Raw genomic sequence first — 17036 nt, 5'->3', positions numbered from 1 at the left:
CGCAGAAGTCGCCCCTGACGCGTCAGACGAGCCCCGCCCGCCACCGCTTGTCCGACGCCTCCGCCCACAGGCCGGGCAGCTCGCGCTCGTCCTGCGCGGCCTGCTGTTCCTCGCGGCCGTAGAGCAGCCCGAACGTGAACGTCGGCTCCCCGGCGCCGTGCGCCTGGTCGGCTATCTCGCGCAGGGCGCCCCGGGCCATCACGCTGTCCTGGTGGTCGCCCAGGAGCGTCTGGACGGACTTCATCTGCCGCGCGAAGCGCCGGGCCGCTCCGCCCAGCGCCGGGGTGGCCGCCTCGGCCGCGTAGCGGGCGCGCTTGGCGGCCTTGCGGGCGTCGTGCAGGGCGGTGTCTCGGCCGGGTCCGGGGCCGGCCGCGAGGGCCGCGTCGATGCGGGTGGCCAGCCGGCCGTAGTCGCCGAGGACGGCCTTGGCCAGGACGGGCCGCGGCGGGCGGGCGGCCGCGGGGCGCAGCGGCGGGTCGGCGAGGAGGGCGTCGAGCGCATCGAGCAGGGCGAGGTAGCGCTTGCTGTCGAGCACGTCGGCCAGCCGTCGCCGCGACCCGGTGCGGCGGCCGCCGGACCAGGCGCGCAGCCGGGCGCGGGCGGGGCCGCGGACGAGGGCGCGCGGCACCTCGTCCAGGCGCTGCCGCAGCCGGTCGGCGAGGACTTCGCGGTCGCGGTCGACGCCCAGCTCGGCGGCGAGCCACTTGAGCTCCTCGCCGAGCGGGTCCGTGGCCCGCCGGTCGAGGACCTTGCGGTACGAGCGGAAGGCGCCGCGCAGCCGCCTCGTGGCGACCCGCATCTGGTGGACGGCGTCCTCGGTGCCGCGGCGGGCGCCTGGGTCCAGGGCGACGACGGCCTCGACCTGCTGCCGCAGGTAGTCCAGGACGTGGTCGCCGGCGGAGGCGCTGCCCTTGTCCTTTCGGGGCCTGCGCTCCTCGGCCGCTGCTTCGGTGCCCAGGGCGCGGGAGAGCTTGGAGGGGGCCTTCGAGCGGCGCAGTCCGGCCTTGCGCAGGCGGGGTTCGAGCGCGTCGAAGAGGCCGGGTCCGGTGCCTTCGGCCAGTTCGACCTCGTACTCGGTCCATTGGGTGCTGCTCTCGCCGTCCCGCAGGCGGACGGCGCGCACGCGGTCCTCGCTCGCCTCGGCGAGCAGCGTGCCGTGTTCGTCCAGCAGGTGCAGCACCCGGCGGCGGCTGGTGATGCGGACGAGCGGGGTGAGGGCCGAGTCGCGGGTGCGGGAGCGGACGAGGGCGGAGAGGGTGCGGGGGACGCGGGCGGAGAGGGGGGCGCGGATCTCGTCGCGCACTCCCTCGGCGACGGGGAGCTTGAGGTGCCAGCCCGCGTCGGTGCCGCCGGTGCGGCGGCGGAGGGTGATGCCCGCGGCGAGGAGCCGGCGGTCGGCGGTGTCGTAGTAGACGGCGTCCAGCTCCTGCGTCCCCCGGTCGGTGACGGCGGCGACGGGCGCGGCCCCGCTCAGGTCGGGGAACCGGGCCGCGCCCGTATCGTCTCCGGCTTCGTACTTCCGCTCGATCTCTCGCACGGTGTCCGCCATGGAACGAAATCTAGTGCTCCGGAAGCCCGGACGGCAGTCCCCGTACCGGCCCTTATGCCGTCACCGGCCGCTGCACCTTGATCGACTGGAGCAGGCCGACGGCGATCCACGCGGCGAACATGGAGGAGCCGCCGTAGGAGACGAAGGGCAGCGGCAGGCCCGTCACGGGCATGATGCCGAGCGTCATGCCGATGTTCTCGAAGCTCTGGAAGGCGAACCAGGCGACGATCCCGGCCGCCGTGATCGCCCCGTAGCGGTCCCCGGCCTCGCGGGCGATGCGGCAGGCGCGCCAGAGCACGACGCCGAGCAGCAGGATGACGGCCCCTGCGCCGATGAAGCCGAGCTCCTCCCCCGCCACGGTGAAGATGAAGTCGGTCTGCTGCTCGGGGACGAACCGGCCGGTGGTCTGGGGGCCGTGGAAGAGGCCGGAGCCGGTCAGGCCGCCCGAACCGATGGCGATCCGGGCCTGGTTGGTGTTGTAGCCGACGCCGGTGGGGTCGAGGGCGGGGTTGGCGAAGGCGGCGAAACGATTGATCTGGTAGGTGTCGAGGATCCCGAGCTGCCAGACGAGGAGACAGCCCGCGGCGCCCGCGCCGAGCAGGCCCAGGAGCCAGCGCCGGGAGGCGCCGGAGGCGAGCAGCACGACGAGCACGATCACCACGAGCACCATCACGGAACCCAGGTCGGGCATCAGCAGGATGACGAGCGTGGGCAGGGCGGCCACGCCCAGCGCCCGGACGACGGCGCGGCCGTCGGGGTGGCGCTGTTCGCCGGAGTCCACCCTGGCGGCCAGCACCATGGCCATGCCCAGCGCGATGGTGACCTTGGTGAACTCGGAGGGCTGGACGGAGAATCCGCCGCCGAGCTGGATCCAGGAGCGGGCGCCGTTGATGGTGGCGCCGAGCGGGGTGAGCACGGCGGCCGTGCAGAGCACCGAGGCCGCGTAGAGCAGCGGGACCGCGCCGCGCAGCCTGTGGTGGCCGAGCCGGACGACGCCGAAGGCGAGGACGAGCCCGATGCCGGTGTTGAGGATGTTGCGCAGCAGGAAGTAGGAGGGATCGCCGTGGGTGAGCTCGGTGCGGCCGCGGGTGGCGGAGTAGACGAGCAGGGTGCTGATGCCGGAGAGGGCGAGGGCGGCGAGCAGCATCACCCAGTCGAGGCGGCGCACGACGGAGTCGCGGGCGGTCAGCCGGGACCAGACGCCGCGCTCGGGTATGAGCCGGCGGACCGGCGGGTGGCCCAGGAGGGTCACCGGCCGTCCTCCCTTCTGCCGGGCGAGGCGGACGGGCCGTCGGACGGGGACGGGGACGGGGAGCCGGAGGCGCCCGGGGAGTCCGACGACGACGCGGAGGGCGACGGCGAGGGCGCGTCGATGTGCTGGGCCTCGATGCTGCCGTCCTTCTCGATCTTCGGCAGCCGGGCCTCCGGGTGCGGCAGGAGCGCCTTCTTCTCGTCGACCTTGCCCTGCCCGTCCACCCCGTAGAGGGCGTTGTAGATGTTGCGCACGGCGGGCCCGGAGGCGCCGGAGCCGGTGCCGCCCTGGGAGATCGTCATCACGACCGTGTAGTCGGAGGTGTAGGTGGCGAACCAGGAGGTGGTCTGCTTGCCGTAGACCTCGGCGGTACCGGTCTTGGCGTGCATGGGGATCTGCTTCTGCGGCCAGCCCTGGAACCGCCAGGCCGCGGTGCCCTGGGTGGCCACGCCCGCGAGCGCGCCGTCGATCTGGTCGCGGAGCCTGGCGTCGAAGGGCAGCCGGCCGTGGGCGGTGGGCTTGATCTCGCGGATGTGCTTGCCGTCGGGGCTGACGATGGCCTTGCCGACGGTGGGGTTGTAGAGGGTGCCGCCGTTGCTGATGGCCGCGTAGATGGTGGCCATCTGGATGGGCGTGACGAGCGTGTCGCCCTGGCCGATCGAGTAGTTGACGGAGTCACCGGCGCGCATCCGCATGCCGGACTCGCAGTTCTCCTTGGCGATCTTCCCGGCGTAGCTGTCGTCGGTCTTGCCCTGCTTGCACCAGGACTCCTGGTTGGCGTCCCAGTACCGCTTCTTCCACTCGCGGTCCGGGACCCGGCCGCGGACCTCGCCCGGCAGGTCGATGCCGGTCTCCTTGCCGAGGCCGAACTGGTGGGCGGTCTTGTAGAACCAGTCCGCCGGGTGCTTGGGGTTGTTGCCGCCGTCCTTCTGCCACTGGCGGTAGGCCAGGTCGTAGAAGACGGTGTCGCAGGAGACCTCCAGGGCCTGGCCGAGGTCGATGGGGCCGTAGCCCTTGGACTCGTAGTTCTGGAAGACCTGGTTGCCGATGCTGTACGAGCTGGAGCAGTTGTAGTGGTCGGTGAAGGGGTTGCCGGCGGCGACGGCGGCGGTCGTGGAGATCACCTTGAAGATGGAACCGGGGGCCGCCTGGCCCTGAATCGCCCGGTTGAGCAGCGGGTAGTTCGAGTCCTGCCCGGTGAGCGCCTTGTAGTCCTTGGCGGAGATGCCGCCGACCCAGGCGTTGGGGTCGTAGGTGGGGTTGGAGGCCATGGCCACCACGCGCCCGGTCTTCGACTCCATGACGACGACGGCTCCGGCGTCGGCCTTGTAGGTGGTGCCGGTGTTGCGGTCGACCTCCTTGCGGGCGTCCTTCATCGCCTGGTCCAGCTCGCGTTCCGCTATGGCCTGCACGCGGGCGTCGATGCTGGTGACGATGTTGGCGCCGGGCACGGCCTTGTCGCTCCTGGCCTTGCCGATGACGCGGCCGAGGTTGTCGACCTCGTAACGGGTGACGCCGGCCTTGCCGCGCAGGTCGCCGTCGTACTGCCGCTCCAGGCCCGAGCGGCCGACCTGGTCGGAGCTCATCAGCGGGGTGCCGGTCTTCTTGGCCTCCTTGACCTCGTCGTCGGTGACGGGCGAGAGGTAGCCGAGGACCTGGGCCGTGTTGGAGCCGCCGGGGCCGCTGTAGCGGCGCACGGCGGTGGGTTCGGCGGTGATGCCGGGGAAGTCCTCGGCGCGCTCGCGGATCTGCAGGGCCTGCTGGGTGGTGGCCTGGTCGGTGACCGGGATCGGCTGGTACGGGGAGCCGGCCCAGCACGGCTTGGGGGTCTTGGCGTCGCACAGCCGCACCTTGGCCGCGAGCTCCTCCAGCGGCATGCCCAGCACCCCGGCGAGGCGGCCGAGGACGGCCTTGCCCTTGTCCTTCATCCGCATCAGGTCGGTGCGGTTGGCGGAGACGACCAGGCGGGTCTCGTTGTCGGCGAGCGGCACTCCGCGGGCGTCGAGGATCGAACCGCGGGTGGCCGGGGCGACGACCTGCTGGATGTGGTTGTTGGCGGCCTCGGCGGTGTACTGGTCGCCGTTGCGGATCTGCAGGTACCAGAGGCGGCCGCCGAGGGTGAGCAGCAGCGAGACGACGAGGATCTGAAGGATGATCAGGCGGATCGTGACCCGTGAGGCCCGCCCGCTCTCCGGCACCTTGGGCACCTTGCTCACCATGCCCCCTCGTTCTCCCCCAGGCCTGACGCCTGGGAGGTGCCCCCATCTCCGCCCGCGCGGCGCAGAGGTGCGGGCATCGTCGTCGGCTGCGACCCGGCGGCCGCGCGTGCGTCGCTCACAGCCGCTTGACCCCCTTCACACCCTTGATGCCCTTGATCCGCCCCTGCTTGCGCACCGACGTGAGCATGCCCGGGCTGCGCCGGCCGCCGATGCCGCCGCCCCGGCCGCCGCGGAAGGCGCTGCGCAGCCCGCCGCGGAAGCCGCCGGTGGAGACCCGGAAGCTGCCGCCGGACATCCGGCCGTACCCGCCGTCGCCCGCGCCCGCCGTGACGGGCGTGCCGTCGCCGGTGAGCGCGTCGCCCACGGTGCGCCGGGCCAGCGCCATGATCACCGGCACGGTGAAGGGGGCGAGCAGCAGGTCGTAGAGCGCGGCGGTGAACACCAGCCCGGTCAGGCCCACATGGCGGGCGGCGGTGTCGCCGACGAGGGCGCCGACGCCCGCGTAGAGCAGGGTGGAGACGACGGCCGCGCCCGCCACGACGACCATGGGCAGGGTGGCCGAACGCAGCTGCCCGCTCTCGGGTTTGGCGAGGCCGACGAGGTAGCCGACGACGCACAGCACCAGGGCGTAGCGGCCGGTGGCGTGGTCGGCGGGCGGCGCGAGGTCGGCGAGCAGCCCGGCGCCGAAGCCGACGAGGGCGCCGGCGGTGTGCCCGTAGACCAGGCCGAGCCCGACGACCACGAGGAGCAGCAGGTCGGGGACGGCACCGGGCAGATGCAGCCGGGCGAAGACGCTCACCTGCACGACGAGGGCCACCATCACGAGCACCGTCGAGAGCAGGATCCGGTTGAGACGCATCGTCAGTCCTGGGGTCAGTCGCTCGGGGAGGCGGAGGGTGCGGGGGAAGCCGTGACGGTCACGGTGGGGGCGGGCTTGGGGGCTTCCGGCTTGGGCGGCAGGACGGTGTCGCGCGGGTCCTCGCGGGGCGGCTGGACGACGACGCCGACGAGGTCGAGCTTGCTGAAGCCGACGAAGGGGCGCACCTGGAGGGTGCGGGTCAGGCCGCCGCCGGAGGGCTCGACGCGGACGACCTCGCCGACGGGGACGCCGGGGACGAAGGGCTTGTCCCTGCTGGAGCCGAAGGTCACCAGGCGGTCGCCGCGGTGCACGGAGGCCTTGCCGTTGAGGAGTTCGACGCGCAGGGTGCTGTCGCCCTGGCCGTTGGCGAAGCCGAGTTCGCCGCTCTTCTCCATGCGGGTGCCGACGGTGAACTTGGGGTCGCTGGCGAGCAGCACGGTGGAGGTGGAGGGGGCGACGGTGGTGACGCGGCCGACGAGGCCGTCGCCGTTCATGACGGTCATGTCGCGCCTGACGCCGTCGTTGCTGCCGATGTCGATCGTGACGGTCCAGGAGAAGCCCTGGGCCGCTCCTATGGCGATGACCTGGGCGCCCTTGATGCCGTACTGCCCGGCGCCCGCGGTCTTCAGCAGACGGTCGAGATCGCGGAGCCGGCCCTTGTTGCGGTCGTCGCTGCCGAGCCGCTGCTTGAGGGCGGTGTTCTCGCGCTCCAGCGCGGTGATGCGGCGGCTGCGGTCGCCGGAGTCCCGCACGGCGGCAAGGGCGTTGCCGACGGGGTCGACGGCGGCGGCGACACCTTTCTCCACGGGGCCGAAGGCGGAGGCCGCGGCGTGCCGGGCACCGTCGAGCGGGGACTGCTCACCGCCGCGGATGTCCACCGTGATCAGCGCAAAGGCGATCGCGATCAGCAGCACCAGCAGCAGCCGGCTCTCTCGTGTGTCCCTCACGTGCGGCGGCGGGCCCTTCTCGTCGGACCGTTCCGCTGCGGGCACGGACGGTCATCGGAAGCGTTCTGCCTGTATATCAGGTTGTTTCCCGGCGGCGGGGGTGCGCCGGGCGCCGCGGTGACCGCCGCCCGCCGCCGGGTGGGCGGCGGGCGGACACCCGGCTCACCGCCGGGGCTGGGCGTCCAGGACCTGCTGCAGGGCCTCGAACTCCTCGACGCACTTGCCGGAGCCGAGGGCGACCGAGTCCAGCGGGTCCTCGGCGATGTGGATCGGCATGCCCGTCTCGCGGCGCAGCCGCTCGTCCAGGCCGCGCAGCAGGGCACCGCCGCCGGTAAGAACGATGCCGCGGTCCATGACGTCACCCGACAGCTCGGGCGGGCACTTGTCGAGCGTGGTCTTCACGGCGTCGACGATGGAGTTGACGGGCTCCTCGATGGCCTTGCGGACCTCGGCCGCCGAGATCACCACGGTCTTGGGCAGGCCGCTGACCAGGTCGCGGCCGCGGATCTCGGTGTGCTCGTCCTGCTCGAGGTCGTACGCCGAGCCGATGGTGATCTTGATCTGCTCGGCGGTGCGCTCGCCGAGGAGGAGGCTGTACTCCTTCTTGATGTGCTGGATGATCGCGTTGTCCAGCTCGTCGCCCGCGACCCGGATGGACTGGGCCGTGACGATGCCGCCGAGCGAGATGACCGCGACCTCGGTGGTGCCGCCGCCGATGTCGACGACCATGTTGCCGGTGGCCTCGTGGACGGGCAGGCCCGAGCCGATCGCGGCGGCCATCGGCTCCTCGATGATGTGCACCTGGCGGGCGCCGGCCTGGGTGGAGGCCTCGATCACGGCCCGGCGCTCGACCCCGGTGATGCCGGAGGGCACACAGACCACCACGCGCGGACGGGCCATCCAGCGGCGCTTGTGGATCTTGAGGATGAAGTAGCGGAGCATCCGCTCGGTGATCTCGAAGTCGGCGATCACGCCGTCCTTGAGCGGACGGACGGCGACGATGTTCCCCGGGGTGCGGCCGATCATCTTCTTGGCCTCGGCGCCCACTGCGAGGATCCCGCCGGTGTTGGTGTTGATGGCGACGACAGACGGCTCGTTGAGGACGATCCCGCGGCCTCTGACGTACACCAGCGTGTTGGCGGTCCCGAGGTCGACAGCCATGTCACGGCCGATGAACGACATATTGTTCCCCATGAGGATACGTCTGGCCTTCCCAACTGGAGCGATTGCTTACTTGAGGTCGGCAGGTGGTGCGCTGCGGGCGCGGGAGCACTTCATCGTAGTCTCGCGCGGCGGTGGGGGGCGGCGCGAGGGTTCCTCCGCCATTGTCGGCAGAACGCAAGCCCGCCCCCGTAATGGTGACGTCGTGTCGGAGTGAGAGGTTCCCTCGTTCGCTCCGCATATGCCAGAGGGCGACCGACAATTAATCGGTCGCCCCTGATCAGAATGGGTGCATCTCTGATCGGCTATCAGGCGAGGCCAGGAAAGAAAATCTTGATTTCCCGCTCTGCGGACTCCTCGGAGTCCGAGGCGTGGATGAGGTTCTCGCGGGTGATGGTGCCGAAGTCGCCACGGATCGAGCCGGGGGCCGCCGCGATCGGGTCCGTCGGGCCGGCCAGGGCGCGGACGCCCTCGATCACGCGCTCGCCCTCGACGACCATGGCCACGACCGGGCCGGAGGCCATGAAACCCATCAGCGGCTCGTAGAAGTCGCGGCCCTCGTGCTCGGCGTAGTGCTGCTCCAGGGTGCCGCGGTCCAGGGTGCGCAGCTCCAGCGCGCCGATCGTCCAGCCCGCCTTGCGCTCGATCCGGCCGACGATCTCACCGATCAGGCCACGCCGGACGGCGTCGGGCTTGAGAAGGACGAGGGTGCGCTGGCTCATGTGGCGGCTCCTTGCGATCAGTGCGGTTGCCGCAGAGGGTACAGGGGTACCCGGCACCGCCGGTACCGGGTCCCTGCGCTGGTCAGGCGGTCTCCGCCGAGTACCGCGCCCCGAAGGGGCGCGGGGAACTGCGCGATCGGCCACAGACCGCCTGCGGCTGCCGGACCACGGTCCGGGACGCGGCGCCGACCGCAGGTCACGCCGTTTCCGGCGCCGCCTCCTCGCTCATGCGCGCAAAGCGCGCCTTCGCTTCGTCGATCTTGCGGCCGAAATGGACCGAACACCACCACAGGCCGGCGAAGACGATGCCGAGGACGAACATCACCGGGACCACGAATCCGCTCGCGATCAATGCGGCCTGCAGGGCCCATCCGAGCTGTATCCCGCCGGGCCTGGTGATCATTCCGCAGAGCAGCACGCTCAGCACCATCGTGGTCCCGCAGACCGCCCAGACCGTGCCCGTGGACAGAGCCGGATCCTTCATGGCGACCAGACCGGCGAATCCGATGACGAAGAATTCACCGATCAGAGTGCTCGCGCACAGCGTCCGCATCTCACTTCCTTCCCAGGAGCAGCCGGGCCTCGCCGACCGTGATCACCGAGCCGGCCACCAGCACACCGGCGCCCGCGTACTCGTCCTCCTCCTCGGCGAGGGTGATCGCCGCCTCCAGGGCGTCGTCCAGGCGCGGCTCGACCTGCACCCGCTCGGCGCCGAAGACCTCCACGGCCACGGCGGCGAGCTCGTCGGCGTCCATGGCGCGCTGGGTGGAGTTGCGGGTGATGACGACCTCGGCGAAGACCGGCTCGAAGGCCTCCAGCAGGCCGCGCACGTCCTTGTCCGCACTGGCGCCGATCACTCCGATGAGACGGCTGAAACCGAACGCCTCGCCCACCGCCTCGGCGGTTGCACGGGCGCCCGCGGGGTTGTGCGCGGCGTCCAGCACCACCGTGGGGCTGCGGCGCACCACTTCGAGCCGGCCCGGCGAGGTGACGGAGGCGAAGGCCCGGCGCACGGTGTCGAGGTCGAGCGTGCGGGCGTGCTCCGAGCCGATGCCGAAGAACGCCTCGACCGCGGCCAGCGCGACGGCGGCGTTGTGCGCCTGGTGGGCGCCGTAGAGCGGGAGGAAGACCTCCGGGTAGTCCCCGCCGAGGCCGCGCAGCGTCAGCAGCTGGCCGCCGACCGCGATCTCGCGACCGGTGACGCCGAACTCCATGCCCTCGCGGGCCACCGTGGCGTCGACGTCGACCGCGCGCTTGAGGAGCACCTGCGCCGCGTCCACGGGCTGCTGGGCGAGCACCACCGTGGCGTCGGGCTTGATGATGCCGCCCTTCTCCTGGGCGATCTCGCCGGGCGTGGCGCCGAGCCGGTCGGTGTGGTCGAGGGCGATCGGGGTGACCACGGCGACCGTGCCGTCCACGACGTTCGTCGCGTCCCACGAGCCGCCCATGCCGACCTCGACGACCGCCACGTCCACCGGGGCGTCGGCGAAGGCCGCGTAGGCCATGCCGGTGAGCACCTCGAAGAAGGAGAGGCGGTGCTCCTCGCGCTCGTCGACCATCTGGACGTACGGCAGGATGTCGCGGTACGTCTCGATGAAGCGCTCGGCCGGGATCGGGGCGCCGTCCAGGCTGATGCGCTCGGTCACGGACTGGACGTGCGGGCTGGTGTAGCGGCCGGTGCGCAGGTCGAAGGCGGCCAGCAGGGCCTCGATCATGCGGGCGGTGCTGGTCTTGCCGTTGGTGCCGGTGATGTGGATCGAGGGGAAGGCGCGCTGCGGCTGGCCGAGGATGTCCATCAGCGCCTCGATGCGCGCCAGCGAGGGGTCGAGCTGGGTCTCGCCCCAGCGCCCCGCCAGCTCGGCCTCCACCTCGCGCAGCGCCCGGTCCACCTCCGGGTCCTCGGGGCGGGCCGGCACGGCATCGCCCTGCGGGGGGCCGGACATGGTGCGCAGGGTGCGGCTGCCGGCCTCGATCACCGCCAGATCGGGGTCGCGGTCCGTCTCGGCTTCCACGATGTCGGCAAACTCGTCGGCTTCGCCGGAGTTGCCGGATTCATGATCGCCGGTCTCGTCGTTCAGGGGGCGCTCGCTCACGGCGTCCAGTCTACGGAGCCGGTCCGACAGACCCGGCAAGGGCCGTTCCCGGGACCGTCCAAGCGGAGCAGAACATTCCGGAATGCCCTAGCTTTTTGTCCGTGGATGAGGAGAAAAGTCCACGCGGCTGTGGCCCGCACGGCTGCGAGCACCGGGACCGCCTGCAGGCGGTCCTGGAGGCGCTGCCCGCCGGGCTGGTCCTGCAGAGCCCGGCGGACGAGGTGCTGGCCGTCAACCGCCGGTTCGTCGAGATGTTCGACCTGGAGGGCCGGGCCGACCTCTCCCCCGGCGCCCCCATGCGACCGCTCGTCCCCCTCGTCCGGGCCTTCTTCACCGCCGACTTCTCCGGCCCCAGCACCCCGGGCGAGATCCTCGCGCGCCGCCACACCCACCGCGTCGCCGAGATCCCCCTCGTCGACGGGCGCGTCGTCCGCCGCCAGGTCGAACCGCTGCGCCGGGACCGGGAGTACCTCGGCGGGCTGTGGCTGTTCATCGACATCACCGAGCGCAAACGCCGCGAGCACGACGCCGAGCGCGACAACGCCGAGCTCACCGAGCTGGCCCGGCAGCGCAACTCCTTCACCGCCGCCGCCTCGCACGAGCTGCGCACCCCGCTCTCCTCGATCCTCAGCTTCTGCGACCTGCTGCGGGACCCGAACTTCGGCGCGCTCACCGACGAGCAGACCGCGCTCCTCGACGCCGTCCACCGCAACGCCGACCGGATGCAGCGCGTCATCGCCGACCTGCTGCTCACCACCCGGATGCGGGCCACCGGGCCGGAGCTGGAGTTCGGGCCCGTCGACGTGCCCGCGATGCTGCGGGACGCGGTCATGGACCACATGGCCCGGGGCGCGGGCAGTGCCGGGAAGGGCGGCGTCTTCACCGTCCTGGACTGCGCCCCCGGTCCCGTCCTGCGCGGCGACCGGCACCGGCTCCACCACGTGCTGGGCAACCTGCTGGAGAACGCGGCCAAGTTCACCCCGCCCGACGGGCGGATCACCGTCACGGCGGCACCGCACGGCGACCACTGGCTGATCGAGGTCGCCGACACCGGGATCGGCATCCCCGAGGCCTCCCGCGAGGAGATCTTCAACGGCTTCGTCCGGGCGCCCAACGCCCAGCACGGCGGCTACCCGGGCACCGGGCTGGGCCTCGCGATCAGCCGGACGGTCGTGGAGCGGCACGGCGGCACGCTGACCGCCGGGGGCCACGAGGGCGAGGGCGCGGTCTTCACCATCCGGCTGCCCGCCGGGGGGCCGGAATGACCCGGGTGCTCGTCGTCGAGGACGACCCCGACCTCGCGCTCGCGCTGCGCACCCTCCTCACCCGCGCGGGGTACGAGGTCGTCCAGGCCGACAACGGGCGCGACGGGCTGCGCCTGCTCTTCGCCGAGCGGCCCGCGCTGCTGCTCCTCGACATCGGCCTGCCCGAGCTCAACGGCTGGCAGGTGCTGGAGCGCACCCGGGACATGAGCGACCTGCCCGTCCTGCTGCTGACCGCCCGGGGCGCCGAGACCGACCGGGTGCGCGGCCTGCGCGCCGGGGCGGACGACTATCTGCCGAAACCGTTCGGCAACGACGAGCTGCTGGCCCGGGTCGAGGCCCTGCTGCGGCGCAGCGCGCCCGCCGCCGGCTGGGCCGGCGACTCCTTCGGCGACGACGGGCTGCGGCTGGTGCCGGAACGCCGCTCGGCGGTGTGGCAGGGCCAGGAGGCGCGGCTGAGCGACATCGAGTACCGGCTGCTGCAGCTGCTCGTCCGCAACCGGGGCCGGGTGATCACGACGGACCAGCTGCTGGACCGGGTCTGGGACGACCCGGAGGGGACGGGGCGGGAGCGGGTGAAGTTCGCCGTGATGCGGTTGCGGCGCAAATTGCGCCAGGCGGCCGGGGACGAGGCCGCGGACCCCCTGGAGGCGGTCAGGGGCTTGGGGTACCGGTACCGGGGCTGACGTCCTGGGGGCTTCGCCCCCAGAGCCCTTTTCGCGGCTCCGCCGCTCGTCCTCAAACTCCCCCAGCTAACGCTGGGAGGTGCCCCCAGGACGGGCTGATTTTGCCCGGCACCGGGCAGCAGTGACCCCACTGCGGACCGTGCCCCGAAGGGGCGCGGGGAACTGCGCGGCCAGCCACAGACGACCCGCACCAGGACACGAGGCAAGGAGACCCCCACCCGGGACCAAAGTCCCGCAAACCAATCGCTACCGTCCGGCAACCGAACCCCATCCGGCGACGCAACCGTCGCCCCCCAGGCTCTGGAGCTGTCACCACCCCCGTCAGCCCCAGGAGCCACCCGTATGTCCCTGCCGCCCCGCAGCATCGCCATCGTCCTCGGTACCCGTCCCGAGCTCGTGAAGCTCACGGACCTGTGCCGGCTCCTGGGACCCGCCGCCCACCTGATCCACACCGGGCAGCACTACGACGAGGCGCTGTCGGGCCGGTTCCTGACCGAGCTCGGGCTGCCGGAGCCCACCTTCCTCACCGGGGTCGGCGGGCAGCCTCGCGCCGTGCAGATATCCGCCGCGCTCGGCCAGCTCGACGAGCTGTTCACCGCCGAGCCGCCGCGCGCCGTCGTCGTCCAGGGCGACACCAACGCCTCCCTCGCCGGTGCGCTGGCCGCCAACGCCCACGGCATCCCCCTGCTGCACGTCGAGGCCGGGCTGCGCAGCCACGACCGCAACATGCCCGAGGAGCACAACCGCGTGCTCATCGACCGCATCGCCGACGTGCTGTGCGCCGCCACCGAGGACAACCGCGCCAACCTGCTCGCCGAGGGCGTCGACGACGCGCGCATCGCCGTCACCGGCAACACCGTGGTCGAGGCCGTGCACGGTCAGCTCCCCGACGCCGACGAGCGCTCGGCACTGCTCGCGCGGCACGGGCTGACCGCCGACGCGTACGTCCTGGCGACCGTCCACCGCCCCGAGAACACCGACTCCGCCGACGCCCTGCGCGCCATCCTCACCGAGCTCGGCGCCCTGGCCACGGCCGACCGCCCGGTCGTGCTGCCGCTGCACCCGCGCACCCGGGCCCGGATCGAGGCCGCGGGGCTGTCGGACCTGCTCGCCCCGCTCACGGTGAGCGCCCCGCTGGGCTACTCCGAGTTCCTCGCCCTGGCCCGGCACTCCGCGCTGCTGGTGTCCGACTCCGGCGGCATCCAGGAGGAGTGCACCGTGCTGGGCCGCCCGCTGGTCGTCGTGCGCCGCTCGACCGAACGACCGGAGGCCATGGCCGACTTCGCGGACCTGGTCGAGCCGGGCCCGGCGATCGGCGAAGCCGCTCGCCGCCGTCTTGCCGAGGGCCCTGCGGGCCTGGACCGGCTGGCCGCTCTGCCGAGCCCCTTCGGGGACGGCACCGCGTCCGAGCGGATCGTCGCGCTGCTGACGACGGTCACCGCTCCGCAGCAGCTGGCCGCCGCCGCGTAACCGCCGCGCCGCCACCGCACGTTCGCCCCTCGATCTTCCCGGAGCTCCGCCCCCGCATGTTCTCCAGCCCCTTCCTCCTCGCGTTCCCCTTCTTCCTCCTCCTCTGCTTCCTCCTCTACTGGGCCGGTGCCCGCCACGCCTACCTGCGGCGGCCCGTCGCCGAGCCCGGCAACGCCGACGCCCTCGACTGGCACTTCTTCGTCCCCTGCCGGGACGAGGAGGCGGTCGTCGGGACGACCGTCGGCCGTCTGCGCGCCGACCACCCCCGCGCGCACGTCTGGGTCATCGACGACGACAGCGAGGACCGCACCGGCGCCATCGTCGCCGAGCTCGCCGAGGAGGACCGCCGCGTCCACCTCGTGCGCCGCCACCGCCCCAACGCCCGCCAGGGCAAGGGCGCGGCGCTGAACGCCGCGTACGACGAGCTGAACCAGTTCCTGTCGAAGCACACCGACCGCGAGCGCGTCGTCGTGTGCGTCATCGACGCCGACGGCCAGCTCGACCCCGACGCCCTGGACATCGTCAGCGGCCCGGCCGGCTTCGGCGACCCCGAGACCGGCGGCGTGCAGGTCAGCGTCCGGATGCGCAACGCCGGCGAACCGCGTCCGCTCCCGGACCGCGGCCGCGTGCGCAACGCCTTCGCCCGGCTCCTGGTCCGCATGCAGGACATGGAGTTCTCCGTCTCCAACGCCGGCATGCAGCTGCTGCGCGGCCGCACCGGCTCCGTCGGCCTCGGCGGCAACGGCCAGTTCACCCGCCTCGCCTCCCTGGACCGCATCGCCGCCGCCGAGCGGCGCCCCTGGCAGCGCGGTGCCCTGCTGGAGGACTACGAGCTCGGGCTGCACATGATCCTCACCGGTGACCGCATATCCCACATAGCCGACACCTGGGTCTCCCAGGAGGGCCTGCCGCACGGCCGCCGCTTCCTCACCCAGCGCACCCGCTGGGCGCAGGGCAACCTGCAGTGCGTCCGCTACGCGCCGCGCATCGTCTCCTCGCGCCACTACGGCGGCAAGGGCGTCCTGGAGACGCTCTACACCTTCCTCCAGCCGGTCGCCCACCTGGTCACCCTCGCGCTCTGCGCCGTGATGTTCGCCTTCCTCGGCCTGACCGCCGCCGAGAACGGCCCCGGCGAGGCGTTCGGCGGCATGCTGGCCCTGTGGCCGCTGGTGCTCGCCCTGGCCGTGGTCTCGGTCATGCCGTTCGTCCTGTGGGGCCCGGTCTACCGCCGGGACCGCGCGCCCGAGGCCTCGTTCCTGGCCGCCCTGCTGTGGGGCCTGGCGCTGTGGCTGTACGCGTACCACCTCTTCCCCGCCTCCGCCCGCGGCTTCGTGCGGATGCTGCGCGGCCGCAACGGCTGGGCGAAGACGCGGCGCAACGCCGAGAAGGTCGAGACGGGCCCGGTCGCCATCGAGGCCTGAGAAGTACGTCACTTTTGTAACTGCAGAAGCAACCTTCACTCCCGTTCCGCCATCTGACCGCCGGTGTTATTCATGCCCGGAACCGGTTCCGGGTGGCGGAACGGAGCGTTGTGCGCACCCGACAACTCAGCAATCGGATGCACTTGTTGCTGCTGACTGCGTGGACCGTGCTGTGGTTCGCCGTGGTGGAGCCCAGCGGCGGCTTCTCCTGGCACTACCTGCGCACCGGCGGCGAGCTGATCTACAACGGATCCGACGGCACCGGAGGCCTCAACCTCTACGCCCACCACCCCGAACTCCAGATGGGCCCGATCAGCTTCCTGGTCGCGGGGTTGTTCAACCCCTTCTCGGAGCACGCCGGCCAGTTCCTCTCGGCCGCGCTGATGTCCGCCCTCGGCCTGGTGATCGTGGTGCTGGCCGGGCGCAGCGCCGCCATCCACTTCCTCGGCACGGGCACCAACCACCAGCGGCTGCGGCAGCGCGTGCTGATCGCCGGAGCAGCGTTCATCCCCATGTGGATCGAGGTCTCGGTCCGCTTCGGGCACCTCGACGACGTACTCGCCCTGTTCTTCACTGCGTTGGCCGTCTGGTTCCTGACGCGCTGCAACCCCGCCGGCGTCGGCGCCTGTCTCGCCCTGGCGATGGACTCCAAGCCGACCGCGCTGGCCTTCCTGCCGCTGATCCTCGCCCTGCCCCGGGAACGCTGGATGCGGGCCGTGCTGTGGTGCGTGGGGCTGGTGGCCGTTGCCTGGCTGCCGTTCTTCGTCATGGACCCGCACTCCTTCGCCGCGGCGAAGTTCACCATCCCCAACAACCCCGCGTCCGCGCTGCGCTGGCTGGGCGCCAACGACCCCGAGACGCCCAACTGGGCCCGCCCCGCGCAGGCCGCGCTGGGCCTCGCGCTGGGCGCGATCGCGGTGTGGCGGGGGCGCTGGGCGGCGGTCGTGCTGCTGGGCGCCAACGCCCGGATCGTCCTCGACCCCAGCGTCTACACCTACTACACGGCCTCCGTGCTGCTCGGCACCCTGCTGTGGGACGTGTGCGGACAGCGGCGCCTGGTGCCGTGGTGGAGCTGGATCGCGCTGATCGTGCTCTACGGCAGCGTGTTCGTCGTCCCGGATGACTCCGCACGCGGGTTCATCCGCCTCGTCTTCGTGGCGGTCTCCACGCTGTACGTGCTCTTCGCCCCGGTCCGCGACCGCCGCGAACGCAACAAGGACAGGCCCCTCAACCGCCTGGAGGAGGAGCCTGTGGAGGGCCCGTGGGGCCCGATGTGGGACCCGGGCCGCACGAGGCCGTGGGAACGCAGATAGCAAAATCCCCGTGCCCCGTAAGGGGGCGCGGGGATTTTTCAATGGGCGATCCCGCGCCCCGTAAGGGGCGCGGGGAACTGCG

The 17036-nt window shown here is 72.3% G+C and carries 14 protein-coding genes; 5 read left to right on the top strand and 9 right to left on the bottom strand.

What is annotated here, in order from left to right; translation table 11 throughout:
• Positions 1-22: 22 nt before the first annotated feature.
• From ACMATS_RS25810 to folC, 9 genes are all read right to left on the bottom strand, one after another.
• Positions 23-1549: a CHAD domain-containing protein gene (locus ACMATS_RS25810; protein ID WP_414169235.1), complete on the bottom strand. Its 1527-nt coding sequence runs from the start codon at positions 1547-1549 to the stop codon at positions 23-25.
• Between the two features lie 52 nt (positions 1550-1601).
• Complete coding sequence (gene rodA / locus ACMATS_RS25805; RefSeq protein ID WP_414169234.1) at positions 1602-2801, bottom strand: rod shape-determining protein RodA; 1200 nt, start codon at positions 2799-2801, stop codon at positions 1602-1604.
• On the bottom strand, positions 2798-5020 hold the full coding sequence (gene mrdA / locus ACMATS_RS25800; RefSeq protein WP_414169233.1) for a penicillin-binding protein 2: 2223 nt from the start codon (positions 5018-5020) through the stop codon (positions 2798-2800). The genes rodA and mrdA overlap by 4 nt, the downstream gene beginning before the upstream one ends.
• Positions 5021-5135: 115 nt before the next feature.
• Positions 5136-5879 carry a rod shape-determining protein MreD gene (gene mreD / locus ACMATS_RS25795; protein WP_390780228.1) on the bottom strand — a complete coding sequence of 248 codons (744 nt, stop codon included), beginning with the start codon at positions 5877-5879 and terminating at the stop codon, positions 5136-5138.
• Positions 5880-5893: 14 nt separating this feature from the next.
• Positions 5894-6826 (bottom strand): rod shape-determining protein MreC, encoded by a 933-nt coding sequence (gene mreC / locus ACMATS_RS25790; RefSeq protein WP_390780227.1) that lies wholly within the window; start codon positions 6824-6826, stop codon positions 5894-5896.
• A 162-nt stretch (positions 6827-6988) separates the two neighbouring features.
• Entirely contained in the window at positions 6989-8008 is a 1020-nt protein-coding gene (locus ACMATS_RS25785; protein WP_004950903.1) for a rod shape-determining protein, read from the bottom strand.
• A gap of 287 nt (positions 8009-8295) precedes the next feature.
• Complete coding sequence (ndk, locus tag ACMATS_RS25780; RefSeq protein ID WP_390780226.1) at positions 8296-8709, bottom strand: nucleoside-diphosphate kinase; 414 nt, start codon at positions 8707-8709, stop codon at positions 8296-8298.
• A 196-nt stretch (positions 8710-8905) separates the two neighbouring features.
• Positions 8906-9262, bottom strand: a complete 357-nt coding sequence (locus tag ACMATS_RS25775) for a DUF4233 domain-containing protein (RefSeq protein ID WP_390780225.1) — start codon at positions 9260-9262, stop codon at positions 8906-8908.
• Position 9263: 1 nt separating this feature from the next.
• The gene (gene folC, locus ACMATS_RS25770) at positions 9264-10802 is read right to left on the bottom strand and encodes a bifunctional tetrahydrofolate synthase/dihydrofolate synthase (RefSeq protein WP_391151415.1); all 1539 of its coding nucleotides are present in this window, start codon (positions 10800-10802) and stop codon (positions 9264-9266) included.
• 101 nt (positions 10803-10903) lie between these two features.
• Here folC and ACMATS_RS25765 point away from each other — a divergent pair, with 101 nt between their 5' ends.
• The 5 genes from ACMATS_RS25765 to ACMATS_RS25745 all read left to right on the top strand — a co-directional run bounded on the left by ACMATS_RS25765 (position 10904) and on the right by ACMATS_RS25745 (position 16954).
• On the top strand, positions 10904-12067 hold the full coding sequence (locus ACMATS_RS25765; protein ID WP_414169232.1) for an ATP-binding protein: 1164 nt from the start codon (positions 10904-10906) through the stop codon (positions 12065-12067).
• Complete coding sequence (locus tag ACMATS_RS25760) at positions 12064-12750, top strand: response regulator transcription factor (protein WP_390780222.1); 687 nt, start codon at positions 12064-12066, stop codon at positions 12748-12750. The genes ACMATS_RS25765 and ACMATS_RS25760 overlap by 4 nt, the downstream gene beginning before the upstream one ends.
• A 342-nt stretch (positions 12751-13092) precedes the next feature.
• A complete protein-coding gene (gene wecB, locus ACMATS_RS25755; protein WP_414169231.1) occupies positions 13093-14220 on the top strand; it encodes a non-hydrolyzing UDP-N-acetylglucosamine 2-epimerase in 1128 nt (375 codons plus the stop codon).
• Positions 14221-14276: 56 nt separating this feature from the next.
• Positions 14277-15641 (top strand): glycosyltransferase, encoded by a 1365-nt coding sequence (locus ACMATS_RS25750; protein WP_414169230.1) that lies wholly within the window; start codon positions 14277-14279, stop codon positions 15639-15641.
• Between the two features lie 137 nt (positions 15642-15778).
• Positions 15779-16954 (top strand): hypothetical protein, encoded by a 1176-nt coding sequence (locus ACMATS_RS25745; RefSeq protein WP_390780327.1) that lies wholly within the window; start codon positions 15779-15781, stop codon positions 16952-16954.
• The last annotated feature ends 82 nt before the right edge of the window (positions 16955-17036 follow it).

The organism is Streptoverticillium reticulum (assembly GCF_047456005.1).
Lineage (GTDB): Bacteria > Actinomycetota > Actinomycetes > Streptomycetales > Streptomycetaceae > Streptomyces > Streptomyces reticulum.
The sequence above is the reverse complement of the archived record's forward strand: the minus strand, read 5'-3'. Positions and strand labels throughout refer to the sequence as shown.